General features: G+C 70.5%; 22 protein-coding genes, 7 tRNA genes and 1 pseudogene. 4 read left to right on the top strand and 26 right to left on the bottom strand.

Translation table 11 applies throughout. From position 1 onward, the window contains the following. Positions 1-7 precede the first annotated feature (7 nt). From ACZ4VL_RS00370 to ACZ4VL_RS00330, 9 genes are all read right to left on the bottom strand, one after another. Positions 8-634: a hypothetical protein gene (locus tag ACZ4VL_RS00370; protein ID WP_468193693.1), complete on the bottom strand. Its 627-nt coding sequence runs from the start codon at positions 632-634 to the stop codon at positions 8-10. A 41-nt stretch (positions 635-675) separates the two neighbouring features. Next, on the bottom strand, positions 676-1,485 hold the full coding sequence (locus ACZ4VL_RS00365; protein ID WP_468193691.1) for a hypothetical protein: 810 nt from the start codon (positions 1,483-1,485) through the stop codon (positions 676-678). Further along, on the bottom strand, positions 1,466-2,974 hold the full coding sequence (locus ACZ4VL_RS00360) for a phage portal protein (RefSeq protein WP_468193688.1): 1,509 nt from the start codon (positions 2,972-2,974) through the stop codon (positions 1,466-1,468). Before ACZ4VL_RS00360 ends, ACZ4VL_RS00365 begins: the two co-directional genes overlap by 20 nt. Before the next feature lie 11 nt (positions 2,975-2,985). Then, complete coding sequence (locus ACZ4VL_RS00355) at positions 2,986-4,623, bottom strand: terminase (protein WP_468193685.1); 1,638 nt, start codon at positions 4,621-4,623, stop codon at positions 2,986-2,988. An 80-nt stretch (positions 4,624-4,703) separates the two neighbouring features. Then, positions 4,704-5,165: a phage terminase small subunit gene (locus tag ACZ4VL_RS00350; protein ID WP_468193683.1), complete on the bottom strand. Its 462-nt coding sequence runs from the start codon at positions 5,163-5,165 to the stop codon at positions 4,704-4,706. Between the two features lie 157 nt (positions 5,166-5,322). Further along, entirely contained in the window at positions 5,323-5,928 is a 606-nt protein-coding gene (locus ACZ4VL_RS00345; RefSeq protein ID WP_468193681.1) for a DNA primase, read from the bottom strand. Positions 5,929-6,264: 336 nt separating this feature from the next. Then, a complete protein-coding gene (locus ACZ4VL_RS00340; RefSeq protein ID WP_468193678.1) occupies positions 6,265-6,516 on the bottom strand; it encodes a hypothetical protein in 252 nt (83 codons plus the stop codon). 14 nt (positions 6,517-6,530) lie between these two features. Beyond that, positions 6,531-7,235: a spherulation-specific family 4 protein gene (locus tag ACZ4VL_RS00335; protein ID WP_468194214.1), complete on the bottom strand. Its 705-nt coding sequence runs from the start codon at positions 7,233-7,235 to the stop codon at positions 6,531-6,533. Between the two features lie 11 nt (positions 7,236-7,246). Further along, on the bottom strand, positions 7,247-7,555 hold the full coding sequence (locus ACZ4VL_RS00330; protein WP_468193676.1) for an HNH endonuclease: 309 nt from the start codon (positions 7,553-7,555) through the stop codon (positions 7,247-7,249). 81 nt (positions 7,556-7,636) lie between these two features. Between ACZ4VL_RS00330 and ACZ4VL_RS00325 the strand changes: the two genes are divergently transcribed. Further along, complete coding sequence (locus ACZ4VL_RS00325; RefSeq protein ID WP_468193674.1) at positions 7,637-7,879, top strand: hypothetical protein; 243 nt, start codon at positions 7,637-7,639, stop codon at positions 7,877-7,879. Between the two features lies 1 nt (position 7,880). On the opposite strand, the gene ACZ4VL_RS00320 is transcribed toward ACZ4VL_RS00325, so the two are convergent. The 12 genes and pseudogenes from ACZ4VL_RS00320 to ACZ4VL_RS00265 form a co-directional block, all read right to left on the bottom strand. Further along, positions 7,881-7,952, bottom strand: a tRNA-Pro gene (locus tag ACZ4VL_RS00320). 91 nt (positions 7,953-8,043) lie between these two features. Beyond that, positions 8,044-8,114, bottom strand: a tRNA-Trp gene (locus tag ACZ4VL_RS00315). 113 nt (positions 8,115-8,227) lie between these two features. Beyond that, positions 8,228-8,298: transfer RNA gene (locus tag ACZ4VL_RS00310), tRNA-Thr, on the bottom strand. Positions 8,299-8,433: 135 nt separating this feature from the next. After that, positions 8,434-8,506 (bottom strand) — tRNA-Asp (locus tag ACZ4VL_RS00305). Positions 8,507-8,650: 144 nt separating this feature from the next. Then, a tRNA-Arg gene (locus tag ACZ4VL_RS00300) sits at positions 8,651-8,723 on the bottom strand. Between the two features lie 75 nt (positions 8,724-8,798). Further along, positions 8,799-8,870 (bottom strand) — tRNA-Leu (locus ACZ4VL_RS00295). Positions 8,871-8,958: 88 nt separating this feature from the next. Then, positions 8,959-9,070 (bottom strand) — tRNA-OTHER (locus tag ACZ4VL_RS00290). A gap of 556 nt (positions 9,071-9,626) precedes the next feature. Next, positions 9,627-11,186: a recombinase family protein gene (locus ACZ4VL_RS00285; protein WP_468193671.1), complete on the bottom strand. Its 1,560-nt coding sequence runs from the start codon at positions 11,184-11,186 to the stop codon at positions 9,627-9,629. 53 nt (positions 11,187-11,239) lie between these two features. Next, a pseudogene (locus ACZ4VL_RS00280) lies at positions 11,240-11,977 on the bottom strand (AMP-binding protein); the annotation flags it as partial. Between the two features lie 39 nt (positions 11,978-12,016). Continuing rightward, on the bottom strand, positions 12,017-12,709 hold the full coding sequence (locus tag ACZ4VL_RS00275) for an RraA family protein (RefSeq protein WP_468193668.1): 693 nt from the start codon (positions 12,707-12,709) through the stop codon (positions 12,017-12,019). 111 nt (positions 12,710-12,820) lie between these two features. Next, positions 12,821-13,069, bottom strand: coding sequence for a hypothetical protein (locus ACZ4VL_RS00270; protein ID WP_468193665.1), 249 nt, complete (start codon positions 13,067-13,069; stop codon positions 12,821-12,823). A gap of 55 nt (positions 13,070-13,124) precedes the next feature. Beyond that, on the bottom strand, positions 13,125-14,339 hold the full coding sequence (locus ACZ4VL_RS00265) for a cytochrome P450 family protein (protein WP_468193663.1): 1,215 nt from the start codon (positions 14,337-14,339) through the stop codon (positions 13,125-13,127). 280 nt (positions 14,340-14,619) lie between these two features. Between ACZ4VL_RS00265 and ACZ4VL_RS00260 the strand changes: the two genes are divergently transcribed. Further along, positions 14,620-15,120, top strand: a complete 501-nt coding sequence (locus ACZ4VL_RS00260; protein ID WP_468193661.1) for a hypothetical protein — start codon at positions 14,620-14,622, stop codon at positions 15,118-15,120. A gap of 111 nt (positions 15,121-15,231) precedes the next feature. On the opposite strand, the gene ACZ4VL_RS00255 is transcribed toward ACZ4VL_RS00260, so the two are convergent. Then, the gene (locus ACZ4VL_RS00255; RefSeq protein ID WP_468193660.1) at positions 15,232-16,875 is read right to left on the bottom strand and encodes a phospholipase D-like domain-containing protein; all 1,644 of its coding nucleotides are present in this window, start codon (positions 16,873-16,875) and stop codon (positions 15,232-15,234) included. Positions 16,876-17,197: 322 nt separating this feature from the next. Here ACZ4VL_RS00255 and ACZ4VL_RS00250 point away from each other — a divergent pair, with 322 nt between their 5' ends. Further along, positions 17,198-17,848 carry an RDD family protein gene (locus ACZ4VL_RS00250; RefSeq protein ID WP_468193659.1) on the top strand — a complete coding sequence of 217 codons (651 nt, stop codon included), beginning with the start codon at positions 17,198-17,200 and terminating at the stop codon, positions 17,846-17,848. Between the two features lie 70 nt (positions 17,849-17,918). On the opposite strand, the gene ACZ4VL_RS00245 is transcribed toward ACZ4VL_RS00250, so the two are convergent. From ACZ4VL_RS00245 to ACZ4VL_RS00230, 4 genes are all read right to left on the bottom strand, one after another. Next, on the bottom strand, positions 17,919-20,612 hold the full coding sequence (locus ACZ4VL_RS00245; RefSeq protein WP_468193658.1) for a DUF6493 family protein: 2,694 nt from the start codon (positions 20,610-20,612) through the stop codon (positions 17,919-17,921). Continuing rightward, positions 20,609-22,048 carry an SWIM zinc finger family protein gene (locus ACZ4VL_RS00240; protein WP_468193656.1) on the bottom strand — a complete coding sequence of 480 codons (1,440 nt, stop codon included), beginning with the start codon at positions 22,046-22,048 and terminating at the stop codon, positions 20,609-20,611. Before ACZ4VL_RS00240 ends, ACZ4VL_RS00245 begins: the two co-directional genes overlap by 4 nt. Positions 22,049-22,485: 437 nt before the next feature. Then, positions 22,486-23,445 (bottom strand): MASE1 domain-containing protein, encoded by a 960-nt coding sequence (locus ACZ4VL_RS00235; protein ID WP_468193654.1) that lies wholly within the window; start codon positions 23,443-23,445, stop codon positions 22,486-22,488. 93 nt (positions 23,446-23,538) lie between these two features. Then, on the bottom strand, positions 23,539-24,390 hold the full coding sequence (locus ACZ4VL_RS00230) for a PP2C family protein-serine/threonine phosphatase (protein ID WP_468193651.1): 852 nt from the start codon (positions 24,388-24,390) through the stop codon (positions 23,539-23,541). A gap of 220 nt (positions 24,391-24,610) precedes the next feature. Between ACZ4VL_RS00230 and ACZ4VL_RS00225 the strand changes: the two genes are divergently transcribed. Continuing rightward, positions 24,611-25,528: a MurR/RpiR family transcriptional regulator gene (locus ACZ4VL_RS00225; RefSeq protein WP_468193648.1), complete on the top strand. Its 918-nt coding sequence runs from the start codon at positions 24,611-24,613 to the stop codon at positions 25,526-25,528. The last annotated feature ends 169 nt before the right edge of the window (positions 25,529-25,697 follow it).

Genomic DNA, 25,697 nt, shown 5'->3' with positions numbered 1-25,697 from the left:
AGGTGGATTACTTGCCGTGCTTCGCGCGGTATCGCTCCGCGCCGGACGCGACCGTCGACGAGCCGCCGACATCGCCCCCGCGGGGACCGCCAGCACGCGGCGGAGGCGGGGTGCCCTGAGGTGCAGCGGGGAAGAGTGCAAGCAGCGCATCCGCGTCCGCCTCCAGCTCCTCCCTCGTGGCGCCCTGAAGACGCGCGGCCTGCGCCGTCGTCAGGCCCCTGTCTGCGGCCACCTGCATGCGCAGGGACGCAGCCGTCGCCGTCGCAGCCTCAGCGCGTGCCGTCTCCGCAGCCGCAAGAGCCTCGTCGCGCTCCTTCTGGAGGCGCTCCGTCTCGGAGAGATCTGCGGCCTTGCGGGTCTTCAGCTCGTCATCAGCAGCGCGCAGACGCTCCAGCTCAGCAGCGTCGGGGCCAGCCTTCGCTGTGGACTCCCACTTACGGGCGTGGTGCTTCCAGTAAGCCGCCTGGTGGCTTGGCTCCATGTCCGCGACGGGGGTCCCGTCGGGGTACCCGTGCTCATTGACCTGCGGACCGCCCCCACCGCCACCGCCGGCGGTCGGATCGTTGTTGAAGAGCGTCCAAGGCTCCGCAGCAAAGGTGACGAGATTGCGGCGTGCGAGAGTGCGTCGAGGCATGCGGGATTCCCCTGTCGGGAGTCGTCGGCCCGTGGCGGGCGTCAGGTCGGAAGGTGGATGTCGTCGGGACCGGTGAAGCGCTGGCCCCGGTAGCCGAGCACGGGACCAATCTCGCCGTGCTCGTTGGCAATGATGATCTTTCGGTAGTCGAGCGCCCGACCCCCGCGGTCGAAGTCGCCTAGGGCCGCCTCGACGGCGGAGTGAATCGCTTCTAGCCGCTCCTCGTCGATGACCTGGCCCGGATCCTCGCCGGCTGTGACGAGCTTGACGAGGCAATCACAGCCCGGGTGGATCGGCGCCAGGTCCCGCTTTCGGTAGCGCTGCGTCGAGGCGATCATGCAGAGAGCGCAGTCGTATTCGCCCTGTAGCTCGCGCACGGTGTATTCGAAACCCGGCATCTCCTCGCCGACCTCCCGCACGGTGTGCGTTCGGGCGAGCTGGAGATCCGTCTTTGCGATCGTCTCCAGCCGGTGAGCGCCCAGCCTCAGCGCCTCGTCGAGGGGCTCGTCCTCGGACAGTGCCGTCCAGACGTCGACGAAGGGTCGGCGGTAAACCTCGTCAGGGTCCACGCCGCGGAGTGCACGGCCGGTGACCCGGTCGTAGTCCAGGTCCGTGCGGATCGTCTCGTCGGCGACGTCGCGGTAGAGGCGCTCCAGGTACGTCGTAGTGAGCGACGCAATCTGACGCTGACCGGCGAGCATGATGGGGAGGGCGGTCCGCTGGAAGCGGCTCACGTCTTCCCCACGCCACGACCCGAGGTCGGTCCAGGCTCGATTGACGCGCCCGAGGGTGCTCGTCCACACGCCGCGGACAGCCGTCCCGTACTGGCGGTCAAGCTGCGTCAGCGCCACGGCCGATCACCGTCCGAGTGTCGCGCTGCTCGCGCGCATCGCGGGCCGCCTGGAGAGACGCGGGCTGCGGGTCCTGCGCTGGCGTCGCGTTCAGTGCGTCTGCCGCGCGGTCCACCTCCATGCGCGCAATCTCTGCCGGGGTGTAGCCCATGTCCTCCATGCGCTGACGCCACGGAACACCAGCACTTGCCTTTTTAACTGCTGCGTCGGCGAGCTCGCCGATGGTGCGCGACTCGGGGTCGCGCCAGACCGTTTCGGCGTCGTACGCCGTCGCGCGCTGCTCGTCGCCGAGGATGCGGAAGGCAAGGCGCATGACGGCCTCCCAGCTCTCGCCGAAATTCCGTTGCCGGTCGCGTACTTTGGAAACCAGACCGGTTTCCGCCTGCGTCAAAGCGCTACCGCTGACGTTGACTACGGCGCCGATCATGTAATGCGGTGGTGTACGGCTGATAGCGGCGAGATCCTGCGTCGCAGCTTCAACGGCCCGGACATACGGCATGAGATCGGTCGCCGCGAACTCTCCGAATTTCACGTCGGGGTCGGCAGTGGTCCACAGCTTCCGAATATCGAGCTGGAAGGGCTGAATCTTCGCCCCAGTGATCGGGTCCTCATCGACTTCCAGTCCGGCAGCATACCTTTGACGGAAGCTGCCGTACTTCATGGCTGCGATAAGGTTGATCAACGACAGGTTGATCCGGTTCTGAATCGTGAGTACGTCTTCGTGCTCCGCGAAGCCTTCGGGACGTCGGTTCCGCCTATTGATGAAGGGAACAAGAGGCACGAGTCCCAGCTCATTAGCGCGGCGCCCGTCAGCCTCACTCGGGGTGGCAAGCGCATCCCATCCACGAAGTACGGCGGCCCGGCCTGCGAATGCCGGCGCTTCCGACTTCGTGGTGAACTCGAAGATTTCAGCAGGTGTCCAGAGTGTCGCGCGGGTCTGCCCGGTCCAGTCATCGCGCCACATCTTCAGGCCCGCGGCTAGCGCGCGCCGATTACCCTGCGCATGCTCCACAGCCACCTGTCGCGGCGTCTCGTGAGTTAGCACCGGCCGGCCGTCGTCGCCCTTTTCGACGAGGACGAAAGCTCGTCGCTGCGAGAGGGCGCCGTAGTGGACGAGATCGGAGTCCGCGTCCATGCTGTTCTCTTGCCAAATCCGGTTGGCGTCCTCGTCAGCCGTCTTGGCCGACTTACCTCCACGGCCCTTACCGAAGCGAAATCCGTCGACTCCGAGACGCTCCGCCGGAGAGTCGATGACGAGGCTCGTCCAGTTCGTACGCGCGTCGCGCATCCACTCCGCAACTTCCCTGGGGTCAACCCCGGGGACGTGCGGAAGCGGCGGCTTTCCTTCGGCGTAGCGACAGAGGGTGTCCAGACCGGGAGTTACCTCCCCGTCGATACCGCGGACGTCGTCCCGCTCGTCGAGAATCTTCTTTCCGAGACGCTGAAGCCACCATCCGGGAGACTCCGGCTTGCTTGCATCGACAGGCACGGGGCCCCCTCTCAGAATGCGACGAGGCGGCTGGACCGCTTCTTTCGCTTGGTAATTCCGGCGGCCACGGCGTCGGCGCGGCATTCGTAGGCCAGGACGGCGCTCATTGCGGCGTCGATCTTCTTGGGCGACTTCGCGTGTTCCTTACCGATGCCGAGGTGATTGCGCCCCATCGGCCGGCGACGGGCGTTCCTTACGTGGCGGGTCAGCGTGGCGCCGAGACGGAGGAGCGCAGACGGCTCGTCGACGTCGAGCGATTCGGCGTGCGACAGACCCTTGTCCTCCACGGCCTCCATGAAGCGGTCGAGCGCGCTCTCCATGGCCGTGGGCCGGTTCGTCCACCACTCCAGCGGACGTGCCTGCGTGGCCCGCACCTGGAGCTGTTCGCCGTGGTCCGCGGTCCAGCGGTCTACGTAGTCCTGCCAGTGCGGCGGGTCGGCGTACATGCCGCAGACCTCGTACCGCTCGAAAGCGCGAGTCACAGCGTTGTCGACACTCTCACGGTCCACCTGCCAGCCGTCGCCCTCGGGTCCCTCCGGTTTCTCCCAGCAGCCCAAGAGCATGAGGTGCCCGTCAGAAACTCGGCATGCCGTCAAGGCCGTTGCGTCGTCTCGGATGGATCCGTCAAAGCCGAGCGTGACAAGGTCGCCAGCGGCTATTTCTTCCGCGCGCCGGCAGAGAGCCCACGCGTCGGGGTCCATCCAGGCGTCAGAAGCGACGGTGCGGGAGTTGAGAAAATACCGCCGTCCGTCAGCAGAGTCGTTGCGGAGGTCGTAGAAGTCATCGACGAGGGATTCAAGGTCCATCCACTCCATGGCGTCGCCATAGGCGTCGACGAGGGCGCCCCTGAGTTCGTTCTCGTCCTTGAGGTTCTTGCACTCACCCCAACGGTGGTCGTACATGAGGCGGGCGCGCCCGCGCTTCTTACGGCCGTCGCGGATTGCTTCCGCTTCCTCGTACGTCCGCTCAGCGACGGAGTCCTGACCCGGGGCGAACATCGTCGTCGTTTCCAGGTACCACGTCTGTGCGCCACGCTTCCTCTTGCGAAGATTGCGGGTCACCGTGGCGTACATGCGCCGGAGTTCGGGAGTGTTGTAGAGGTGGGTCTCATCGAAGCAGACCCACGTCTCTTTGCCGCCGTCCTTCGACGAGGACGAGGCGGTTGACGGCATGATCTCTCCGCCGTCAGGGAGGATGATTCGGGTCAGCCCAACGTCGACGTTGGGGACCTGCGACAGGGGCGACGCCTCGTCGGTCAGATTGAAATGGATGGTGTCGAAGACGTTGCCGGTCTGGCCTTCCTCCGTCGCCATGATGCGGAGATACGGCACCTTGACCGGGCGACCCATGGGCTCGCCGGGCTCGTAGACGTACTCAAAGCCAAGTCCCCAGGGATCCCGGCAGACCTCTCCGCCCTCTGCCCAGCCGTCGAAGCGGGCGGGGCCGAACGCTTCGAAGAGCCCTATTCGGGCGCCGAGACCGGACTTGTCGCAGCCTTTCGGGCGGCTGAAGAACGCCGAGTCGTAGAGGAGTCGGCCCTCGTCGTCATCGACCGCGTAGCAGTCGACGACAAAGCCTGTGTATTCGTCTCCATGCCGTACCGGCTCCCCCTGGACGTCGCCAGGGCCGTGCACAACGAAGAATTCCATCCATGCGACCGCAAGCCACCCGAGAGAGCGGGAGCGGTCGTGACCGGGGGCGCGCACAATAGCGCGCGGCACACGGTCCCCTAGCTAGTCAGGCGCGCCCGGCGCGAGTTGATATCGCTGACGTTGTCGGGGCGCTGTACGGGCGCCTGACGGGCGTTCGCGGGGTCGTCTACCTTGAGCTTCAGGCGCGCCCTGTCCTCCGGCGTAGCGCCGAATTTGGCGGCGCGGAGGCGGACTTCAGAGGCAAATTCCCATCGCCCCCTTGCCCACATCGTGTGATGCATCAGAGCCGTGTCGATGAGGAAGAGCCAGTCTGTCGCCACGAAGGTCTGCGCCTGCGCCGACGTCCGCCAGGAGTCCCACCACAGTTGAGTCATCGGGTGCCACTCAATGGGGGCGCCGTCCTCGTCCTCTCCGAGCACGCCCGCGGGCAGCTCCGGGCCGCGGAGCTCGTCGTCCGGGGTGATCACCGTCTCCGGCTCCGCGGCGTTGCGCCGGCGGCGCTTCGTCGGGTCCTTGGGGGCTGGTCCGCGGCCGGCCATCAGCCACCGTCCGTCAGTGCCCTGGCAGGGGCCGGCGCTCCCAGCCAGCAGTAGACGCAGGCGTCGGGACGCTGCCACGCCGCAACAGGGTGCGCGTGCGAGCAAGACTCCATGAGTAACCTCCCGGGTCGGACGGCAGCGCCGCCCATGTCGGGGGCTACCGCGTCAGCTTGGAAACCACCGCGGAGAGGTCCGCGAGGATCGACGGGCAAGAGCCGTGCCGGCGCCCCGTCATTGCGATGTAGCGGCCGGTCCCGTAGATCTCCACGGCCGTACCGTCGGGGCGTCGGATGCGGCGTCCCTGTCGGACGTTCGCGCGGCCCCAGATGTGCAAGCCGTCGCCGGACGGGGAGACCTCTACGTAGGTGGCCCCCGCGTCGCGAACGATGGCAGCAGCCCACGGCGCCAGCCGGCCCGTGAGCGGGTTCAAGCAGTGGTCCAGGTCAGTGCAGACGATGGTGTCCTCGTCGGAGAGGACGAAGCCCAGACCGACGCCGGTCGTCGAAGCGGCGGCGTCATAGTACGTGGTCCACGTCCGCGGGTCCGTCGATGAAGCCGCCGTGCCGGCGACCGTCAGGGGAACCTTCGTTGCGGAGCGTCGAATCCACCTGTCGCGGGTCCGAAGCTCGTGGGGCGTGGCATCCGCCTTAGCGGCCCGGTAGGCCTTCGAGCGGCAGCGCGTGTCGCAGAAACGTGCATGTTGACGCGCCATCAGCGGTAGCGGCTGAGTGCAGAACTCGCACGTCCGGGGCGTCGTCTTCATGGTGTCCATTCTAGCGGCCGCGAACGCTTTCTGTCTGCTGACCTGCGATGATTGTTCAATCTGTGTGACCGGATCGCCGTACGCCCGCCTCCCGGTTCGTGGGTCAAACCAGTCCAACCAGCCAACGAACGGCGCTCCAGCGGGCGCCTGGAGAGCCCTTGACGGCATCCCCCAGACCCGTACAGACAGCGAGAACCAGCACCTTGACGGTCTTGACATGATCCAATGAGGGTGTACCCCCTGGTATCGATCACGTCTTTATGTCCGTTTTGCACCGTTTCATGGTGATTCAAAATGCCCGGCTATGTCCGTTTTGGAAGACGCTCAAATCGGTAACTATGTCCGATTCTGGGCCGGTTCGTGAGCCGCAAAGCCGATCTTGAAGACGTCAGAATTCTTTGCGTCAGACCCCTTGACATCCACCCTAGATGGCACTAGCATGAGCGTCACCGTCGCCATGCGGCTCACGCCGTCGCCAGCGTCTACCTTAGGCGCCCGAGCCAGCGTCCCGACGTCCGTGCCGTTCACCCTCACACGCATGGCCACCACACCAGTGCCTGGCTCGTGGTCGTCCTCCAGGATCTCCACGTGCGCACCCACGCTCATCGTGGCCACACATGCGTCGGGCGTGCCGGGTAACGCGTCAGTGCAGCCACCAGGCGTGGCCAGTAGTCAGGCAGCGTCGACCATGGGTTGCCGCTCGCGAACGTGGCAGACGTCGCGTAGACGTGGTGGCACCCGCGTCTACGCGCCAGCCCTACAGCCTCTACTGCCTCGTCTGCCGTGGCCTCGTAGACCAGGTGGGCTGTGCGCTCCGGTTGGAGGGCAGTGAGCCAGTCAGGCAGGGACAGGGTGCGGTAGTCCGCCATGGAGCCCTCGAAGGTCACCACGACGTCGGCCAGGTCCACGACCGCAGGAGCGGGCACCGTACCGCAGTTCAGCACCACGTATGTGATTCCAGCCTCCCGCAGGTGCAGCACCGTGCGAGCGACGTCCTGGACGCTGGACGAGCCGGAGGCCACGCGGTCGATGAACGCGCCCGTGATCCCACGGGCCACCCACTCTTCCGCCTGCCCCTTTACGGTGAAGTCCAGCACGGCGCCGTAATTGTGGTCGATATACCCGCACAGCACGGCGCCGCTCCCGACCGCCTTTGCAGCGGCCGTGAGGACGGTGTCTTCCGGGCTGCCAGGGCCAGAGTCCTGGTTCACGACCACCCACGAGACAGGCTGGTCGTCAGCCGAGAGACCGGCCCACGCACGGGAGTTCGTCCCAGGGTGCGCGTACAGCGGGATCCCCGCTCGCATCGTAGCCGCCATTAGTCGTCCTCCAGCGCGGGATGTGTCGCCGTCGGCCGGCGGGTCTGTACGCGGGTCCTGGCGGCTGCTGTACCGCCCTCCGTGGCGCTCTTGTGCCTGTGGTGCCACGGGCAAAGCAACTGCAAGTTGTCGTCCCGGTGGTCGTCTCCAGGAACGATGTGGTCGACGTCCGTCCCCGGCAGCTCGCACCGTCGGCCATCGCTGTAGCGGGCCGTGCAGACGCCGCCGTCGCGGCGGATGATCCGGCGCCGGATCCGCGGCCAGTCCGCCGGGAGGCGCTGCCTGCGGTCGCTTCCGTCCCATGCCATCCGGTCACCTCCCACGGGCACACGAAAGCCCCGTCGCCGGAAGGGCAGACGGGGCAACAAGTGGTGTCATACGCTCAGCGCATGCTGAGGAAGCTCCTAAAGAAGTTCGCCATCCCGCCGATCCACGAGGCGGCTGGGGACGCGTGGAAACGCGGAGACACGGTGTTCATCCGCAAGCACTACCCGCGGCCCGGGGGCCAGGATGCCGACCTTGCTAAGGCGATCCAGGACGTCACGGCGATCGGGTGGACGCTCCAGAGCACCCAGTTCGAGGGCGACGGGCTCCAGCGGCATGCGAACCTCGTCTTCACGCGCCCTCAGTAAGTCGGGACGGCAGGGATCGAACCTGCGGCCACCCGGTCCCAAACCGGGTGCGCTACCTCTGCGCCACGTCCCGCTGATCGGCGCTCCGTCGAGCGCCGTCACGGTCCTCACGGATACCGCATCCTCTGCCAGCCCCACCGGCGTGGGGTGCCGTAGGAGGATCGCCCGAGCGGAGGGAATCGAACCCCCGTACGCGGTTTTGGAGACCGCTGCTCTACCACTGAGCTACGCCCGATCGTCCGGACCGTGAGGCCCGGGTGTTGGCCGTCGCGCCACAGTGCCAGCACCGAAGCCACGGCCTCTGTCCGCAGGGACGTGCGCAAGCGCATCTGGTATGCGGTCCAGCCGAGCCCCCGGCAGGAATCGAACCTGCGCACGCGCTTTACGAGAGCGCTGCTCTTCCACTGAGCTACGAGGGCGGGCCACCCCGGACGGGACCGACCGTCAGGGGTGCGCGTCGAATATCAGCCGGCCCGTGACCGGTCCACCTCGTCGCCAGGGTGGGGGACGCAGCGTCGTACCCTCGTCGGTCCAAGGGCCGTGCACTGCGCCGGCGCTCCCGACCGGATTCGAACCGGCGGCCCTCCGCTCGACAGGCGGACGCTCTAACCACTGAGCCACGGAAGCAGTGTGCTGTCCCTGACGTCGAGGAGCAGCACGACGGCCACGCCGGTGAGCCGCAGGGTGGCTGACGACTCCTGCGGGTCCGGCGGAAGTTCTGACTGCCCCGTGCGTCAGGGACCGGCAGTCACGGCGTCCGTCTCGCCGTCGTGATCTCGGGAGGTCTCGAACCCCCGTCCTCCGCATCCGTAGTACGGCGCTCTGTCCGCTGAGCTACGAGATCAAGGCACAGTATTTGTGGCGTGTATTTCTGGGCCGGTCTCCCGGTCACGCCGCCCGCGCTGCGCCACGCGTCCCGCGGCTGGGCCGGGACTCGAACCCGGTCACTTCCCGCGTTTGGGCGGGCGCACATCCCTTGTGCTTCACAGCCTGCCGCCCGGCTCCCGGTCTGCCCCGGGGCACCGCGCCGCCCTACCTAGCGGCTCAGTGGTCCCGGAGGGCGGGTGAGCCGTCGTGCGTGGACGTGGCGGGATTCGAACCCGCGGCGGCCCTCCCATTGCCTGTCTGCCGGCCGGAGAATCGTCTAGGCAGTGTCACCCTTAGGCCTGGTTACTGCTCGGGCACACGTCCATTGACGAAGCGGGCAGGGGACGTACCCCGCTTCGTCGCGTTCCTCCCACCGCCCGTCCCCTGGACGTCAGCGGGAAGTCTTGGGACCGCCGGCGCCGCTCGACCGCGCATCTACCCGGAGGAGAGTGCGGGGAGCGCAGGAGCGGCGCCGGCCGTCGAGGGAGCGGGCCGCCCGCCATTCGCGACGGCCGCGGATCTTCCCTCTACTAGTGTTATGGGGTGGGTGTTATGGTCCGCGGCGCACCATCGTCGGCCGGCTCGTCCGCCCTCCGCGCCAGTCTGGCCAAAACTGCAAACTAACCCCTCTTTTCTACTTCTCTTAACACGCGTTAAGAGAAAAATGAAACAGGGGGTTAGTTTGGCAATTCTGGCCCAACTTGAGCGACTACGGCTACCGGCTGTAATCATCTGCACCCGATCGTAACAGTCTGTGACTGTTACGCCGGGGGCGGGGACGGGTGGCGACGACGAGGCCTCGCAGGAGCGCGCCACCGACACATCGCTGGGCGCGCCGAGTTGTGGTCCGACGCGCTCAGCTTCGTTATCTACTTGTTACCTAGATCGACTCCACGGCCGCCCACCGGATTTCGACGCGACTGAAACCGTCGAACCGGGACTGGTCGCGCGTCGTCTTGGCCTTCGTAACCGTGATCCCGTCAATGGCAAGACGCAACAGGTCCCGCTTCATGCCGTCGTCGGCCGCCATCCACGCCTCCGCGGCTTGCTCCGGCTCTAGCAGGAAGCTGATATCGACGGTGACACCGCCGGCAGCTTTGAGCGTCTCGCGTGCGGCCTCCATGTCACGGTTGACGTCCTCCCAAGCCGGCTCGAAGAAGCGTGCTGCGGGGCCTTCGTACAGCCCCTTGCGCCGGTCACGAAGAAGACGCTCCATTTGCGCCTCAGCGGCTTTCAGCGCGGCCCTGGCCTCTTCGACCTCGGCTGTCTCTTCGGGCCGCGTGAGAGCGCCCCAGCGCTCCGCCACGACGACGAGGAGGGGATCCTCCGCGTCGGCGTTCGTCAGGCGATCCAACCACCGTTGCACTACGTAGCCTTCGACGGCCGGGGCGAAAGCCGACACGGGGGCCGGGCAGACCGATCCGCCCTGTGTCGACATGCAGGTGTACGAGCGGCTCATTCTCGGCGCAGCCCGATTGCACGCGGCGCAGCGAATTAGGTCCGTGAGGAGGTGTCGACGCTTGCCGCGGGCCTCGCCGGTTGTCGTGGGATCGGGCTTCGAGTGGCCGGCAAGCGCACGTGTCGCCTTTGCTCGCGCGGCGTCTGACACAAGGACCACGCCGACTCGAACTCGTTGCCCCTTGTGATTGGTGTAGATCGTGCCGGGCCCGTTGGTGAGCTTCACCACTTGCCATCCGCCGTATGCCGGGTTGTGCAGCATTCGGTGAATGGTGTTGAAGTTCCACCGGGCGCCGCCCATGGGCCCACGGATACCGTCCGCTTCAAGGCCCTTGGCGATCTCGCGGAGGCTATTTCCCTCCGCAGCCTCTCGGAAAATCCGCTTTGCGGCGGCTGCCTTTGATCCCTTTCCGGGCTGCTCCGGGTTTGCGGGACGCGTGTCCTCGACGAGTTTTCTACTTTCATTCGCTACGAGGCCATAGGGAACGCGCCCAGAAACCCACTCGCCGTTATCGCGCTGCACGGATTTGGTGTCGGAGACGCGCTGCGAGATCCGTTCCGCTTCCTCGCGCGCGTCTTCCGCCTTCCACATGATCATGCGGCGGTGATTGGGGTCGGACGAGTCTAGGCCGTCCTCCCCGAAGATGATGCGCCCCCCGTTGGTGTTCTCCAGCACGGAAAGGACGGCGAGAGCGCCCCTACGGCTGAAGCGGTCGAGCTTGTAGCACCAAAGGGTTTTGATTTCGCCGGCCGCGAGTGCCTGAAGCGATTTGTCGTAGTCGGGCCGCCTGACGTCCTTCGACGCACTGATCTTGTCGCACCAGACCTTGCGCGTCGTCAGCCCGTTCCACTCGCCCCACTGACGCCCCCGCGACTCCTGCATGGCCGGAGACAGGTCCCCGCGGCGTCCAGCGATCTTGACGGACTTGCGGGCGTAGATGTCCATTAGCTGCTCTGGAGGCAGCTCCTCCCCATCGCTCACACACGTCAGTATGCGGCGCCCGGAGGAGATTGCATAGGTGTTCACGTATCCAAGCAGTGGTAGAACGGGACCGGGATGCAGACCCGGTCCTGCTCGGTGTAGTGGCACGACTCGCCCACGAAGTAGCCGTTGTTGAGGATGTTGTGGTGCGACAGGGTCGCGCCCTTGGGGAAGCCCGTGGTCCCCGACGTGTACTGGATGTTGACCGGGTCGTCCGGACTCAGGGCCGCCCCCGCACGGGCCAGGTCGGCCGGGTCACCGCGGCGGCCCCGCTCCAGCAGCGCGTCCCAGTCGGATCCGTCCAGCAGGACGGTGAACTCCAACTCGGGGCAGCCCGGCCGGACTTCATCGATCATGGCGGCGTAGTCGGAGGTCTTGAAGCGGTCCGCGGCGACCAGCATCCGCATCCCGGACTGCCGCAGTACGTACTCCAACTCGTGGGCGCGGTAGGCCGGGTTGACGGTGACGAGGACCGCGCCGAGCTTGGCGGTGGCGTACTGCACCAGCGTCCACTCGGCGCGGTTGGGCGCCCAGATACCGACCCGGTCGCCCTTGACGATGCCGAGGTCGAGCAGGCCGAGGGCGAGGGCGTCGACGTCGGCGGCGAACTCCGCATAGGTCCAGCGGCGCCCGGTGGCGGCCTCGACGAGCGCGTCCCGGTCGGGGAAGCGGCGTACGGTCCGGTCCAGGTTCTCCCCGATCGTGTCGCCCAGCAACGGCACTTCACAGACCCCGGACGCATAGCTCGACGCAGCGGACACACGTTCCTCCTCGATCGGTGGGCGGTGCATCCTAGCCGCTCCCGCACCCGGCGCACGCTGCTCTTCGCCCTACTCCTCGATGGCGCCGCCGATCCTCCGCAGGTGCCGGCGGAAGGTGTACGAGGGGTCGGCGTCCCGCAGGACCAGGTAGTCGGCGAAGGCCGTCTGCCGGCGCAGGGTGTCGCCCGAACGGATCCTGCGGGCCTGCTCCCGCTCGGTGTCCCGGATCCGCCCGGCCGCGGCCAGCACCTCCTCGACGCGGTCGGCGGCGACGAACAGCACCCCGTCCGCGTCGCCGAAGACGATGTCCCCGGCGGTGACCAGGTGCGCCCCGAAGCGGGCGCTGGTGAGCGCCTCCGGCTCGCGCTCGTCCAGCCGTACGGGGCCGGCCGGAAGGGTTCCGTAGCTGAAGACGGGGAGGCCGATCTCGGCCAGCTCCGGTGTGTCGCGGTGCAGCCCCCACACCGCCAGGCCCGTCAGGCCGGCCCCGTCGGCCTCCAGCACGGCCAGGTCGCCGACGCAGGCCTCGTCGGTGCGACCGCCGTTGTCGATGACCAGGACGTCGCCGGGCCGGGCGCTGCCGAAGGCCTCCAGGAACACGTCGACGCTGCCGTAGTGGCGCACCGGCAGCGCGGGGCCGGCGATCCGGTGCCCGGTGACGACCGCGCCGATGCCGGGCGGTGCGACGCGCAGCGGCAGGCCGGTGCGCACGCACGCGTCGGCGACGAGCGGGGTGGACAGGTCGGCGAAGTCCTTCAGCATCGACTCCCCTTCTCTTCCGGGTCCTGGCGGTCGGGGCGGCGGAACGGGCCGCCCCGCCCCATGGTGCCGCCTCGGGGGGCCGCGGTGCGGGAGGGCCGGACGGCCGGCCCCTCAGGGGATGTCGGTGTCCGAGGGCTCCGCCTCGTAGGCGTGCGGGTCATCGGTCACCCATGCGATCAGCGGGGAGTCGCCGAGGACGATGTCGTCGGGATCGGGTACGCCGGCCCGGCGCAGGAACTCGATGAGGTCGGCGTCGCTGCGGGCCAGGCCCAGGACCGAGTCCTGGCCCTCGGCCCGCAGGGAGACGCGGCGGCCGCCCGCGGGCGCGATCCGGTGGACGACGATCGGCGCATGGTGCATGCGCCCAGCCTCCGCCGGGCCGCGCGGGCCCGCATCCGGACGCGGGCCGGCCGGTCTACCGGCGGCTGGTGACCGGCAGGGCCCGCAGGAAGTGGAAGCGGAACGTGGCGGCCCACGGGAGCGCGTCGAGCGGGCGGGCCGGGCGGAGGTCCGGGAGCCGGTCGAGCAGGGTGCCCAGTGCGGCGCCGATCTGGAGCCGGGCCAGCGGGGCTCCCAGGCAGTAGTGCAGGCCGTGGCCGAGGGCGAGGTGGGCCTTGTCCTCGCGGGTGATGTCGAAGCGGTCGGGGTCCGGGTAGCGGGCCGGGTCCCGGTGCGCGGAGGCGAGGCAGAACAGCACGGTGTCGCCGGCCGGGATCGGGACGCCGCCGATCTCCACGGGTTCGGTGGGGAAGCGGCGGATCGCCGTCTGGTTGGGAGAGGTGTGGCGCAGCAGCTCCTCGACGGCACCGGGGAGCAGGGCGGGGTCCGCGCGGAGGGCGTTCAGCTGTTCGGGGTGGGTCGTCAGGGCGAGCGCGCCCGCGCTGATGACGTGCTGGACGTTCTCGCTGCCGGCCATCAGGATCAGGAAGGCGAGGGAGACCAGTTCGTCCTCGGTGAGGCGGTCGCCCTCGTCGCGGGCGGCGATCAGGTCGGAGAGCAGGTCCTCGCCGGGCTGCGCGCGCCGCTCGGCCACGAGGCCGACGAGGAAGCCGTGGACGGCCCCGACCGCGGTGACGAGGTCCTCGCGCGAGCGCGGGGCGAGCATCGTGGCGATCCAGCCGGCGAACCGCTCCTGGTCGGGGCCGGGTATGCGGAGCAGCGCGCCGATGACCCGCAGGGGCAGCGGGTGGGCGAGCTCCGCGACCAGGTCGGCCTCGCCGTCGGCGGCGATCCGGTCCGCGAGCCGCGCCACCAGGTCGTCGACGCTGTCCTGGACGCCGGCCCGCAGGCGTTCGGCGTGGCGCGGGGTGAAGGCCTGGGACACCAGGCGGCGCAGGCGCAGGTGGTCCTCGGGGTCGACGTTCAGCAGGTTGCGGTCGAGGGCGGGCGGCAGGGAGAAGCCGCTGAACCCGGTCGTGGAGTGCCGCTTGTTGACCGAAAGCCGCGGGTCGGAGAGCCCGCTGCGCACCTCGGCCTCGCCGGTGACGAACCAGACGGGGGATCCGTCGGGCAGCGCGATGCGGTGCACGGGTCCGGCGGCGCGCAACCGCGCGTACAGTGCGTGCGGGTCGGCGGCGAACGACTCGTCGAAGGGGCAGGGGAGGGGGGCGGATGCAGCCTGCTGGGTCATGTGGTCCTCATGCGTATCGGTCGAATTCCCCCATGATGCCGCTGACTTGCAGCCGTGCGGGGGCGGCGGGGGGCCGGGACGAAGGGGCCGATCCGGCCAAAGTCTTGGCATGCTCCTGACATTTCAAGGTCGTCGTGGGACCTTCCGTGGCGTACGTCGCACCAGCTCTCTCCCCCGGCCGGTACGCGGACACCGCCTCCGCCCGCCGGGTGCACGCCGGCGAGGCCCCACCCAGGCCCCGCTTCACACCCCACAGGACGTGGCGAAGAGGAGCGACAGCATGAAGACCTCGACATGGCCGGGCATGACCGCCCTGGCGGCCGCACTGCTCGTCTGCAGCGCCGTTCCGGCGAGCGCCCTCGGCCCCTCGGCCGACCAACGGCTCGACGGAACCATCGTGGTCGCGGGCAACACCTGCAGCTGGACCAACGCGCACACCAGCGCCAACCCCCCGAGCACCCTGACCGTCGACCGCACGACCATCAACACCCCGGGCGGCAACCTGAGCTGCGCGGGCGGCATCACCGCCGCCCTCAACAACAACCCCGTCTTCACCTTCGACGACGCCGCGGGCACCGCGAAGACGGACGCCATCGACATCACCGGCCGGCAGAGCTTCATCTCCTGCCGCTACAAGGCCTCGAACCTCACCTGGAACCGGGACGGGGCCACCCGCAAGTACGTCAACCAGGCCTTCACCGCGACCAAGGTCTCGGGCAGCTTCCTGTGCCCCGGCTCCGTCACCACCGCGGCGGGCGACGCCTCCATGCTGTTCCACTGACCCACCCCGCCGCACCCGGCACGGCCCGCCCCCGGCCCGACTCGGCCGGGGGCGGGCCCACGTGCGCGGGCCGGGCCACTCGCGCGGGCGCTCACGCCCGCGGGCGGCGGATCAGGCCTGGCAGATGCCGCGCTCGTGGTCGACCGTGGCGGTCTCACGGGAGAACTGCCACTGCGGGGCGAGCAGTTCGTCGTTCAGCTGGCCGGCCGCGGCCGGGCTCTCCACGATGTAGCCGAAGTCCTGCAGCCACGCAGGGTAGAGGTTCTTCGAACCGATGTAGAAGGCCGAGCCGTCCACCGAGACCAGCTTATGGTGCTGCGCGTACGGGCGGCCGTCGGCCCACTTCGCGCTCTGCGCGCTGCGGAACGTGGCCAGTTGCAGATTCGAGCACATCGCGGCGCGGGCCTTGCCCTGGTCACCGGTCAGCAGCGCGAGGCGGTCCCGCAGCGTGTCGCTGATCTCGGACAGCGACTTGATCTGCGAGTAGCCGCCACTGCCCACGGCGCCGCGGTTCTCGGGGTCGCTGACGACGATGCGGACCTTGACGCCGGCGGCCATCTTCGCGGCGAGCGCGTCGTAGACCCGGATGTCGTAGCGGGGCAGCGGCGGGCAGGTCGCGTTCATGTCCTGCTGGGAGATCTCGATGTGCCGGTTCGCGCTGGAGATCAGCGTCCGCAGCGCGCTCTCCTCGGGGTTGACGGTGTCGTAGTCGCGGTCCGCGTTGGTGTTGTCGTGCAGGCCGACGACGCACTTGGTGTCGGGGGCGCTGGGCAGGGTGGGCCGGAAGGCGCTCACCGGGTCGTTGCGCTTGATGCCGACGCCGAGACCGCCGACGGCGATGGCCGGCACGCCGCCGCCCTGGCCCTGCGCGGGCGCGGGCGCGGGCGCCGGGTTGTCCTTGGCCAGTGCGGGCGTGCAGGCGGCACCGTTGGAGGAGGCGAACCAGACGCTGGCGATGTTGCTCTTGTTCTGGCAGGTCCAGGACCACAGCTCGTCCAGGTACCGGCTCGCCGAGGCGGCCGCCGGCCCGCGCAGCGCGAGGTCGACGTCGGCGACCGGGTGCGAGGTCTCCGTGTAGTCGTCCTTCCAGTTGTTGATGCCGCCGGTGATGACGGACTGGCCGTCCACCACGAGGATCTTGGAGTGGTTCCAGGAGAACGCCGTCTTCGAGGTGGTCATCGAGGCGACGTTGAGGTCCACGCGGGCGGCGTCGGGGCCGAGCTTGGCGACCAGTTCGTCGCGGTACTTCGACGGCACCACGTTCAGGTGGTAGACGGGGGCGGCGCCGACGAGGATGCGCACCTTGAGCTTGTTGCCGCGCCCGGCCGAGGACTTCAGGCCGGCGACGATGGCGTCCTGGAACGCACCATTGGGGAAGGGTGCGAGGGTCGATATGTCGACGGTCTGCGTCGCCTGGGAGATGTTCTCCGTCATCTTCGTCAGCAGGCGCTGCGTTCCGGGGCGCGTCGCGCACGTGTTGTCACCCCAGCAGCCGGGGGTCTGCAGCAGCCAGTCGGCACCGCCCGCCGAGGACGCGTCCAGGACGTTGCCGCCCGTCCGCTCCCACACCGACCCCTCCAGACCGGGGGACACCTGACGGAGCATCTGCTCGACCGCGTCGAGGTGCGGGGCCGAGGCACCGTCCGCTGCGGGCGCGGCCACCGCGGGCGACGCGGGGAACAGGGCGAGGACGCCCGCCGAGAGGGCGGCGCCGGCGGCAAGGGCGGAGGAACGCAAAAGGGAATGGCGGTGCAATGTGACTTCCTTGAACCTTGTACCGTGAACGAGGGATCGCCGTGCCGCAGACCGGGCCACCGGCAAGATCAACTCGCGGAAGTTACCACCGAGTCGCTTTTCCCGGGAATCGTGCGCATCGGATTCGGCCAGCCCCTTCGCCTCCGCGTGTACCTGACGGGGCAAATTGGCCGAGAATCGCCGATTGGACAACTGGTCGATTAAACGACAACGATGTTGGCCGCAACATCGCGGCTGCTCATGGGGGGCAAACCGGTCAAATGGCAGCGTTCCCTCACTCGGCCCGCATCGTCCCCATTTCCGACACCGGAGAGATTTCGCCATGAGCTTCGGCGACCCGAACAACCCGTACGGCCAGCAGCCCCCGCAGGGTCAGCCCGGTTACCCGCAGCAGGCTCCCCAGGGCGTGCCCCCGCAGTACGGCTACCCCCAGCAGCCCCCGCAGGGCGTCCCGCCCCAGTACGGCTACCCGCAGCAGCCGCCCGCGCCGTACCCGGGCCACCCCGCCCCCGGCATGCCGGGGATGCCGGGGATGCCGGGCATGGGGATGCCCGAGCTCGCCCACTGGGGCCTGCGGGTCGGCGCGTACCTGCTCGACATGCTGATCATCGCCGGCCCGATGTACGCCCTGGGCTTCATCGACCTCGGCACCTCCTCGGACCCGGCGAACGCCCAGCCCGGCGTCTTCTTCGCGGTCGGCGCGCTGTACGCGGTCGCCATGGCCTTCTACCAGCTGTACCGCGAGGGCTCCACCGGCCAGACCATCGGCAAGAAGGTCGTCGGCATCAGCCTCCGCCGCGAGTCCGACGGCAACACCCTCGGATTCGGCATGGCCTTCGTCCGCAAGCTGGCCCACTTCCTCGACGGCCTGCCCTGCTACATCGGCTGGCTGTGGCCGCTGTGGGACGACAAGAAGCAGACCTTCGCCGACAAGGTGTGCAGCACCGTCGTCATCCGCGTCCCCAAGGGCTGACACCTCCCCGCGCACTTCCGCCCGGCAGCGACCGCTCGCTGCCGGGCGGACGCGTGTACCGGGCGGGACGTCAGACGCCCGGTACGGCCGTACCGGCCGCCGCCAGCGCCGTACGCAGCCGCCGGGCCTGCGCGACCAGTTGGCTCGACCCGCTCCGCCCGGCGGTCTCCGCCAGTCCCTCGGGCTCCGGACCCACGGCGCCGCAGGCCTCGACACACTCCGCGGCCACGGCCAGCACCTCCCCCGCGCCCCGCACGCCGCCGTCCGTCAGCAGGGCCGGCAGCGCCCCGGCGAGCACCGCCCAGGTGGTCGCGTACGCCCCCGTGCCGGCGGCCGTCCGCACCGCGTCGGCGAGCCGGTTGGGCTTGACCGTGCCCAGGGCGAGCAGTTCGGCGAGGTCCCGCCCGAGCAGTCCGGTGTCGAGCTCCTGCCGCGCGGCCAGCACCAGCAGCGCGTCCACGGCCGCCAGCCGGTCCTCGGCGTGCCGGGCGCCGAGCCCGGTGGCCACCGCCAGGTGCAGCACGGGGCCCGCGGGCCCGCCCAGTTCGGCCAGCCGGGACAGCCTCTGCCCCGCACCGCGCTCCTCGACGGCGGCGCACGCGGTCAGCTCGGGCAGCAGCAGGACCGCCTGTGTCTCGCGGTCCTCGGGCAGGACCGAGAGCTGGGCGAGTTCCCAGCCGTCCCAGTGGTAGCAGCGGTCGGCGGAGCCGGAGAAGGCGCGGCCGAGCCGGTGGAAGGCCGGCGGGAACTCCGCCGCCAGCACCGGCCGTGCCGCGACGTCGACGACGATCCGCCGCACCCGGTCCCGCGTCTGTCCGACCCACCAGCTGTGCCGCCGGGACGAGGGCTCCGCGACGCGGCGGACCGTGCGCGGCGGCTCGCCCGCCCCGGTCAGCCAGGCCGCGAGGCGGTCACCCTCGGACGTGCCGAGCGCGGCCGCCGCCGGGGCGGCATCCGGGTCGCGCCGTACCCGCAGCAGCGCCTGCCCGAAGTCGACGGGGGCGGGGGCGGCGCCCAGGCGCCCGTACGCGGCGAGGCGTTCGACGAGGTCCGAGGGTTCCAGGGACCCCGTGTCCCAGGTCGGCGTGGCGAGCAGGAACGGCAGCGGGTCCGTCAGGATCCGGCCGGCCGCCTCGAACAGCCGGGCCGTGGTCACCTCGCCCATGGCGGTGTGGGCGCAGTCCTGCCCCGACCGGTCGTCGCGCAGGCCACGGCCCGCGCGCAGGTCGTGGGCGCGCACGTGTCCCAGCACGGTCGCGGCGACCAGCTCCAGGCCCCGGAGCCATTCGGGGTCCGCGTGGTACCCGCCGTCGCCGATCCACGGCCGGTCGGCGAGCGCGGGGCGCAGGGCCGTGGCGAGTTCCGCCCGGTCTCGGTGGGCATGGCGGACGAGGGCGTCGACGGCCGTCTCGAACTCCTCTGTGGTCGGCTGCCGGGACTTGACCAGGGCCGCGACGAGTTCGACGGTCTCGGCGAGCGAGAGGGGTGCCGAGGGGGCGGGGCGGCGAACCGGCGCCGGCGGCAGGGTCTCCGCGTACGGAGGCGCCGGGTCGGCGGCTTCGGCGACGGCGCCGAGCAGTTCGGCGGCCGTGCGCCGGTGGGCGGGGCTGAGCAGTTCGGCCTGGAAGGCGAGTTCGGTGCGCAGGTCGTCGTCCTCCGGGCGCAGATGGGCGGCGACGAGCTTCAGGGCGCGCTCCTGCAGGCCGGTGTCGGCGTGGCCGAAGGCGGCGGCGACGGCGGGCAGCAGGACGGAGCGGTCGTCCCGCTGCCGCCGCAGCGCCTTGCCGAGGAGCACCAGCTGGGCGCGGACGAGCTTCTTCTCCGGGCGGAAGAGGACGGCGGCCGACATCTCGGCGAGCCGCTCGGCGGGCAGTCGGCCCGCTTCGAAGAGGCCGGCGAGGACCTGTTGGGCGTGGCCGGCGAGCGGGGAGTGCGCGTCGGCGGCCAGGGCGATCCAGTCCGCGGTCCGCTCCTCCTGCTCGTCCTCGGTGGGTTCGAGGACGGCCAGCAGGTCGGTGAAGAAGGTGAGCCCTGCGGGGCGGCCGCCGCGCAGCAGGCGGGCGAGGCAGCCGTCGAGCAGGGTCCGCCGTTCGACGGTGCCCCGTGCGGCGAGCGCGGCGAGCTCCGCGGGCCAGCGGCCGGGGACCCCGGGGGCGCTGTACCAGCCGAGGGCCTCGGGGGTCTCGGCGGTCTCGAACAGCCGGGGCACCAGCTCGCGTACGTACGGCTCCTCGCGCAGCGCGATGCGGAGCGTGCGGGCGGAGCCCGCGTGGCCGCCGTAGGACATGTGGCGGACCCAGGCGTGCACGAACGGGTCGCCGGTGGGCGGCGGGCAGTCGTCGGGCGCCCGCAGCAGCAGCTCCCGGATCAGGCGGTACTGGCCCTCGACGGTGGCGGCGCGGGCGGCGAGGCGGTGGGCGAGGTCCCCGAGCCAGGCCGGCTCGCGGTCGGCGAGGACCTTGAGCAGTGCCCCGTTCCTGGAGCCGCCGGGTTCGCGCAGCTCTCGGGCGGCGATCCAGGAGGCGGCGGCCGCCGCGCCGGTGTGGCAGCCGGCGCCGGCGAGGAGAAGGCCGGGGCGTATCCGCTCGCTGTCGGCCCGGCGGTTCCAGTCCCAGCCGCGGATCTCGCGGCGCAGTGCGGTGAGTTCGGGTACGAGGGCGCGGCGGTCGGCGGGCGGCAGGTGCTTGATCAGGCCGGGGATGCGGTCGGTGCGGCCCGCGTGCACGGCGTCGAGGACGGCGCTGTGGAGGGTGTCGGTGTTCATCGGGTCTCTCCGGCGGCCGGAACGGTGGGGGCGGGGGTGGTGGCAGGGGCGGCGGCGGACGCGGTCTCGGCGCGCCGGGCCATGCGGACGGCCAGGGCGTGCTTGCACGGGCCGCGGCGGCCGCGGTAGTCGGCCCACCACTGGCAGGTGCAGCTGAGCACTCCGGTGGCGGCCTCGCGGACCTGGTAGCGGCGCTCCCCGGAGAGGACGGTGGCGGTGGCGTCGGCGTGCAGCAGGACCGAGCCCTCGGCGAGCAGCGCCCGGGCGGCGACCAGCCGGGGGTTGTGGCGTTCGGCGCGGTGGGCGTCGTACGGCAGCTCGCGGTGGAAGTAGGCGGCTTCGGCGACGTCGTAACCGACCCGGCCCGCGGTGCCGAGACGGGCGAGGGCGGCGCGGACGCGCACGGTGCTCAGTCCGCACTGTTCGGCGAGGTCGGCGGTGTCGATGCGGGGTTCCCAGGCGAGCAGGACGGAGACGAGCTCGGCGTCGGCGGCCGCCTCGTCGGTGGCGAGCGCCTCCAGGACACCGCCCTCGCCGGAGAAGCCGCGGGCGGGCTCCGGGGAGAGGGTGAGGGTCAGGCGCATGCCGGGCAGGGCGAGCTCCCACGCGGCGGCGGTGGACGCGCCGCCGTGGGCCGCGGGCCCGTACACGCGCAGGCCGGTCGCGTACCGCAGGACCCGCTGGAAGGCGGCGAGCCGCTCGGGGCCGGGCAGGCAGACGGCTCCGGGGACCGGCCGGGTGGTGGGCCGCAGCGTGGCGCCGACGGGAACGACCCACAGGGGTCCGCGGGAGGCACCGCCGGTGGCCCCCGCAGGGCTGCGCGGGAGGCTGCGCAGGAACCGTACGGCCTCGGCCGCGGACAGCTCGGCGCGCAGGTCGAACCCGGCGGACAGCACCTGGGATTCGGCGAAGCCGCGCAGCCAGCGGTCGGGCAGCGGGACCTTCTTCTCCAGGAGCGGCCCGTCCAGGGTGGTGACGGCCAGCTCGTCGGGGCCGACGCGCAGGTGCAGCGGATCGTCGCCGGCCATCCGCGAGAGGGCGTCGCGCAGCGGGTTGTTGACGTCGACGTTGGTGGTGCCGTGGCCGGTGTCCGCGCCGTCGAGGCCCTCGGGGAGCACGTCCAGCCGGGCGTACACCCCGCAGCAGCCGGAGAACGACTCGAACCGCAGCCGGTCGCCGTTCGCGGTGACGACGGGATCCAGGGAGGCCCGCAGGGTGCGCTGGTAGTAGCGGGCGGCGGCGACGTCGGCCACGGCGAGCAGTCCGCGCGCGGCGGCCTGGGGGGAGCTCAGGAACCCGGCGAAGAACTGCGGGTGGGCCTCGGGGCCGGCCGGGGTCAGCCCTCCGGAGGTCTCCAGTCCGAGGAGCCGCCCTCCCCGGTCGGAGGTGAGGGCGGAGGGGCGTGCGTAGGCGAGGGCCTGAGTGGATCGGCTCATGCACGCAAAGCTAGGTGCCGGCACTGACATTGATGCTGATACTCAGGTTCCGGTGGTCGTGGCTCGGGCACTGACTGACGCCCTGCTGGGTTGTCCTCCGGTTGTTCTGTCCGGCCGCCGGAGCCTGTTCTTACGGCTCCGGCCGGGCGGAACATGACCTGATAGCGCCTCTGTGTGTCAAGCGGCCGGAGCAAGGTGGGCCCGTTGGTCGCGTTTCATCACCCTCACCGCCGCCGCACGCCACTTCGGGGTGTGGCCGGCCACCATCTCCACCCTCGAACGAGGAATCCGCCGAGACGACGACCTTGCCCATGCCTACCGCGACTGGCTCACCGCTGCTTGACAGCCAATAGGAGCATCAACGGCGGCGGCCCGACGGGCCGTCATGCCGAGGACCGCGCCCGGGTCCTGACCCTGCCTCCTGGGGTCGGTCCTGGTCAGTCCTTGGGGCGGCGGGGCGTGAGCCGTTCGACGACCTCGGCGAGTTCCTCGCAGACCTGCTCGATCCTCAGGCGGATGTTGTTCTGCTCGGCGACCAGGGCGGACAGGAGCAGCACGGTCAGCGCCGCGGAGCCGTTGAGGGCCTGGAGGTTGACCATGATCTCGAAGAGGGTGTGCTCGGCGAACGGGCCGCTCTGGTCGGTCGCCGCGTGGATGGCGACGACGGACACCAGCAGGGCGCAGGGCGCTCCCCCCGCGTGCTGGAAGCGTACGGACGCCCAGATCAGCACGGGGAAGACGAGGAAGAGCATGGAGAGGTTGCTGTAGGCGGCGACGGCGGTGGCGGCGCCGCAGGCCGCCAGCAACAGCACGGCCTCGCCCGCGCGGTAGGGGTCCGCGGGCATCGACAGCCGCGGCAGGACCAGCAGCACCGGGGTCACGAGGAGGACGCCCATCGCGTCGCCGGCCCACCACGCCGACCACACGGACCAGAACTCGCCCCGGGGCAGGTCACCGGTGACGACGAGCATGCTCGTGCCGATGCTCGCGCTGACCAGCATGGGCAGCAGGCCGCCGAGGAAGACCAGGGCGAGCCCGTCCCGCAGTCGGTCGATCTCCAGCCGGAAGCCGACCCGGCGGAGCAACAGGTAGGCGCACACGGGCGCGAGGGTGTTGCCCACGAGGATGCCGGTGTCGACGGCGTCGAAGTCGCTGATGCTCTCGATGGACAGGTACGCGCCGAGCGTGATCCCCGGCCACACCCGCAGCCCCATCCAGAGCAGCGCGGCGACGGCGATGCCGGTGGGCGGCCACAGCGGGGTGACCGTCGCGCCCTCGACGGTCACGCTGAGCAGGAGGCCGAGCTGCCCGGTGCCCCAGTAGGCGACCGCGACGGCGAGGATCCGGAGGGTGTCGGCGAGCAGGCCGGGCAGCCGTCGCCGTTCCACGGTGGGCATCACAGCATCAGACAACAGGCGCCGCCGCGCCACGGGGCGTGACACGCCCGAGCGCCGGGACCGGAAGGGTTCACCGCCCCGCGACGCCCTGCACTAGCGCGTTGCGGGTGCGGGTCCTCCCGCGTTGTGGCTGATGACGAGGACCGCCGCGTCGTCGGCGTGGCCGGTGGAGTCGGCCACCTTCATCACCTCGGCGGCGAGTTCGCCGGGGTCCGCGCCCGCGCCCTCCCGGACGACCCTGAGCACCCGTTCGAGGCCCACGTCGATGGGGAAGGCGGGGCCTTCGACGACCCCGTCGGTGACCAGGACGATGGACCCCGCCCGGTCCAGCTTGCGGCGGGTGACGGCGTACCCGGCGCCGGGGAGCATGCCGAGCGGCAGGCCGCCCTCGTCCTCGACCATCCCGTACCGGCCGTCGTCCGTGGCCCACAGGGCGGGTACGTGGCCGGCCCGGGCGCTGTGCAGCTCCCACGTCTCGGGGTCGAAGCGGAGCAGTGTGCAGGTGGCGAAGAGCTCGCGCCCCATCGACAGGAGCACGTCGTTGGTCCGGGCGAGCACCTCGCCGGGGTCGTCGATGACGGCGGCGACGGCGCGCAGGCCGATGCGCACCTGGCCCATGAAGGCGGCGGCCTCCACGTCGTGGCCCTGGACGTCGCCGATGGAGAAGGCGAGGGCGCCCTCGGGCAGCCCGAACCCGTCGTACCAGTCACCGCCGATGTCCAGGCCGTGGCGGGCGGGCGAGTAGCGGGCGGCGGTGCGCAGCCCGGGCAGGGCGGGGAGGGCGGCGGGCAGCATCTCGCGCTGGAGCGCCTCCGCGAGTTCCACGCGGGGCTGCTGGTGCTCGGCGCCGGCGCGGGCCCGGGCGGCGAGCCGGCCGAGGGTGCTCAGCAGGTCGTCGGCGCTCTGAGTCCTCGGGGTGCGGCGCGGCGCACGGCGCGGGTTCACGGTCTGCTCCCGGGTGCATCCATGCGTCGCTCGTCCCTGCTCTCGGCCCTCGCGGCGTGCTGCGCCGAAGCCCCGTGCCGCGTTCATCATATTTGCAGAGGTCGGCGGGCCGCGACAGCGGTCGCGTCTCACCGGTCGGAACGGGCGTCCGCGGCCGGTCGGCCGACCACAGGGCGTGAGCTATGTTGGAGAAAGAGTGACATGAGAGGGAGGCCCACCGGTGTCATCGGGGCAGCAGGCACGCGCACAGGCAGCTGCGATCACGCCGAGCGGGCAGTCGCCCGACCAGGAACGGGCTCCGGGCGACCGGGTCCGCGGGCTGTTCGACGGCCACCGCCTCTCGCCGGGCCAACGGCGCATCGCCCAGTACCTCATCGACCACCTGACCGAGGCCGCGTTCCTGTCGATCACCGAGCTGGCGGAGCGGGTGGGGGTGAGCCAGCCGTCGGTGACGCGTTTCGCCACCGCCCTCGGGTTCAGCGGCTACCCGGCCCTGCGCGACGTCCTGCAGCCGATGGCGCTGAGCGCGGTCGCGGGCTCGCCGGAGAGCCGTGAGCAGTACCGCCGCAACGAGCTGCAGGCGGCCGTGGACGCCGAGATCGAGAACCTGGAGAACGTGCGGCGGCTCCTCGCCGACACCAACCAGCTGCTGGACGTCGGCCGCGAGCTGGCCCGCTCGGTGCCGCTGACGGTGCTCGGCCTGAGGATCTCCGTGTCGCTGGCGGAGTACTTCGCGTACGCGGCGCGCCGCATCCACCCCGACGTCCGGTTGGTCACGCGGGGCGGCAGCGTGGCGTACGACGCCCTGCTGCAGTCCCGGGAGGCCGGCGGGACCTGGGCGCTGGCGTTCGCGATGCCGCGGCACGCGAAGGAGACGCTGTCGGCGCTGCGGGCGGCCCGGACCGCCGGGCTGAAGATCGCGCTGATCACGGACACCACGCTGGGGCCGCTGGTCGACGAGGCGGACGTGGCGCTGACCGCCGGTACCGGGGCGCGGCTGGTGTTCGACTCGTACGCGGCGCCCGGCGTGCTGTCGGCGGCGCTGCTCCAGGCGATGGCGGACGCGGACCCGGAGCGGACGCAGGCACGTCTGGAAGGTTACGAACAGGTGGCCGACCAACACGGCTTCTTCCTTTAGGGCGGATTTCGTCCGTTTTGGTCGTTCATTTTCATGCCGTCGAGCCGTATGTAATTTTTCATTCTCTTGTTTACTCGACGGTATATATGTTTACTGAGCAGCGCGCCGGATCCGTCAGACGCGCCAAGGAGAGCGACCCCTAACGCTCTCCCGGAACGGATACCCGGGC

This window comes from Streptomyces sp. NPDC029014 (genome assembly GCF_055564695.1).
This window is presented reverse-complemented; position numbering and strand designations above follow the sequence as displayed.

What these genes read in the sequence shown, in the direction of transcription:
- ACZ4VL_RS00355 (WP_468193685.1), bottom strand. Translation starts at nt 4,623, where the DNA reads ATGGAATTCTTCGTTGTGCACGGCCCTGGCGACGTCCAGGGGGAGCCG.
- ACZ4VL_RS00275 (WP_468193668.1), bottom strand. Translation starts at nt 12,709, where the DNA reads ATGCTGAAGGACTTCGCCGACCTGTCCACCCCGCTCGTCGCCGACGCG.
- ACZ4VL_RS00265 (WP_468193663.1), bottom strand. Translation starts at nt 14,339, where the DNA reads ATGACCCAGCAGGCTGCATCCGCCCCCCTCCCCTGCCCCTTCGACGAG.
- ACZ4VL_RS00370 (WP_468193693.1), bottom strand. Translation starts at nt 634, where the DNA reads ATGCCTCGACGCACTCTCGCACGCCGCAATCTCGTCACCTTTGCTGCG.
- ACZ4VL_RS00235 (WP_468193654.1), bottom strand. Translation starts at nt 23,445, where the DNA reads ATGCCCACCGTGGAACGGCGACGGCTGCCCGGCCTGCTCGCCGACACC.
- ACZ4VL_RS00270 (WP_468193665.1), bottom strand. Translation starts at nt 13,069, where the DNA reads ATGCACCATGCGCCGATCGTCGTCCACCGGATCGCGCCCGCGGGCGGC.
- ACZ4VL_RS00245 (WP_468193658.1), bottom strand. Translation starts at nt 20,612, where the DNA reads ATGAACACCGACACCCTCCACAGCGCCGTCCTCGACGCCGTGCACGCG.
- ACZ4VL_RS00335 (WP_468194214.1), bottom strand. Translation starts at nt 7,235, where the DNA reads ATGCGAGCGGGGATCCCGCTGTACGCGCACCCTGGGACGAACTCCCGT.
- ACZ4VL_RS00330 (WP_468193676.1), bottom strand. Translation starts at nt 7,555, where the DNA reads ATGGCATGGGACGGAAGCGACCGCAGGCAGCGCCTCCCGGCGGACTGG.
- ACZ4VL_RS00260 (WP_468193661.1), top strand. Translation starts at nt 14,620, where the DNA reads ATGAAGACCTCGACATGGCCGGGCATGACCGCCCTGGCGGCCGCACTG.
- ACZ4VL_RS00345 (WP_468193681.1), bottom strand. Translation starts at nt 5,928, where the DNA reads ATGAAGACGACGCCCCGGACGTGCGAGTTCTGCACTCAGCCGCTACCG.
- ACZ4VL_RS00325 (WP_468193674.1), top strand. Translation starts at nt 7,637, where the DNA reads ATGCTGAGGAAGCTCCTAAAGAAGTTCGCCATCCCGCCGATCCACGAG.
- ACZ4VL_RS00240 (WP_468193656.1), bottom strand. Translation starts at nt 22,048, where the DNA reads ATGAGCCGATCCACTCAGGCCCTCGCCTACGCACGCCCCTCCGCCCTC.
- ACZ4VL_RS00250 (WP_468193659.1), top strand. Translation starts at nt 17,198, where the DNA reads ATGAGCTTCGGCGACCCGAACAACCCGTACGGCCAGCAGCCCCCGCAG.
- ACZ4VL_RS00350 (WP_468193683.1), bottom strand. Translation starts at nt 5,165, where the DNA reads ATGGCCGGCCGCGGACCAGCCCCCAAGGACCCGACGAAGCGCCGCCGG.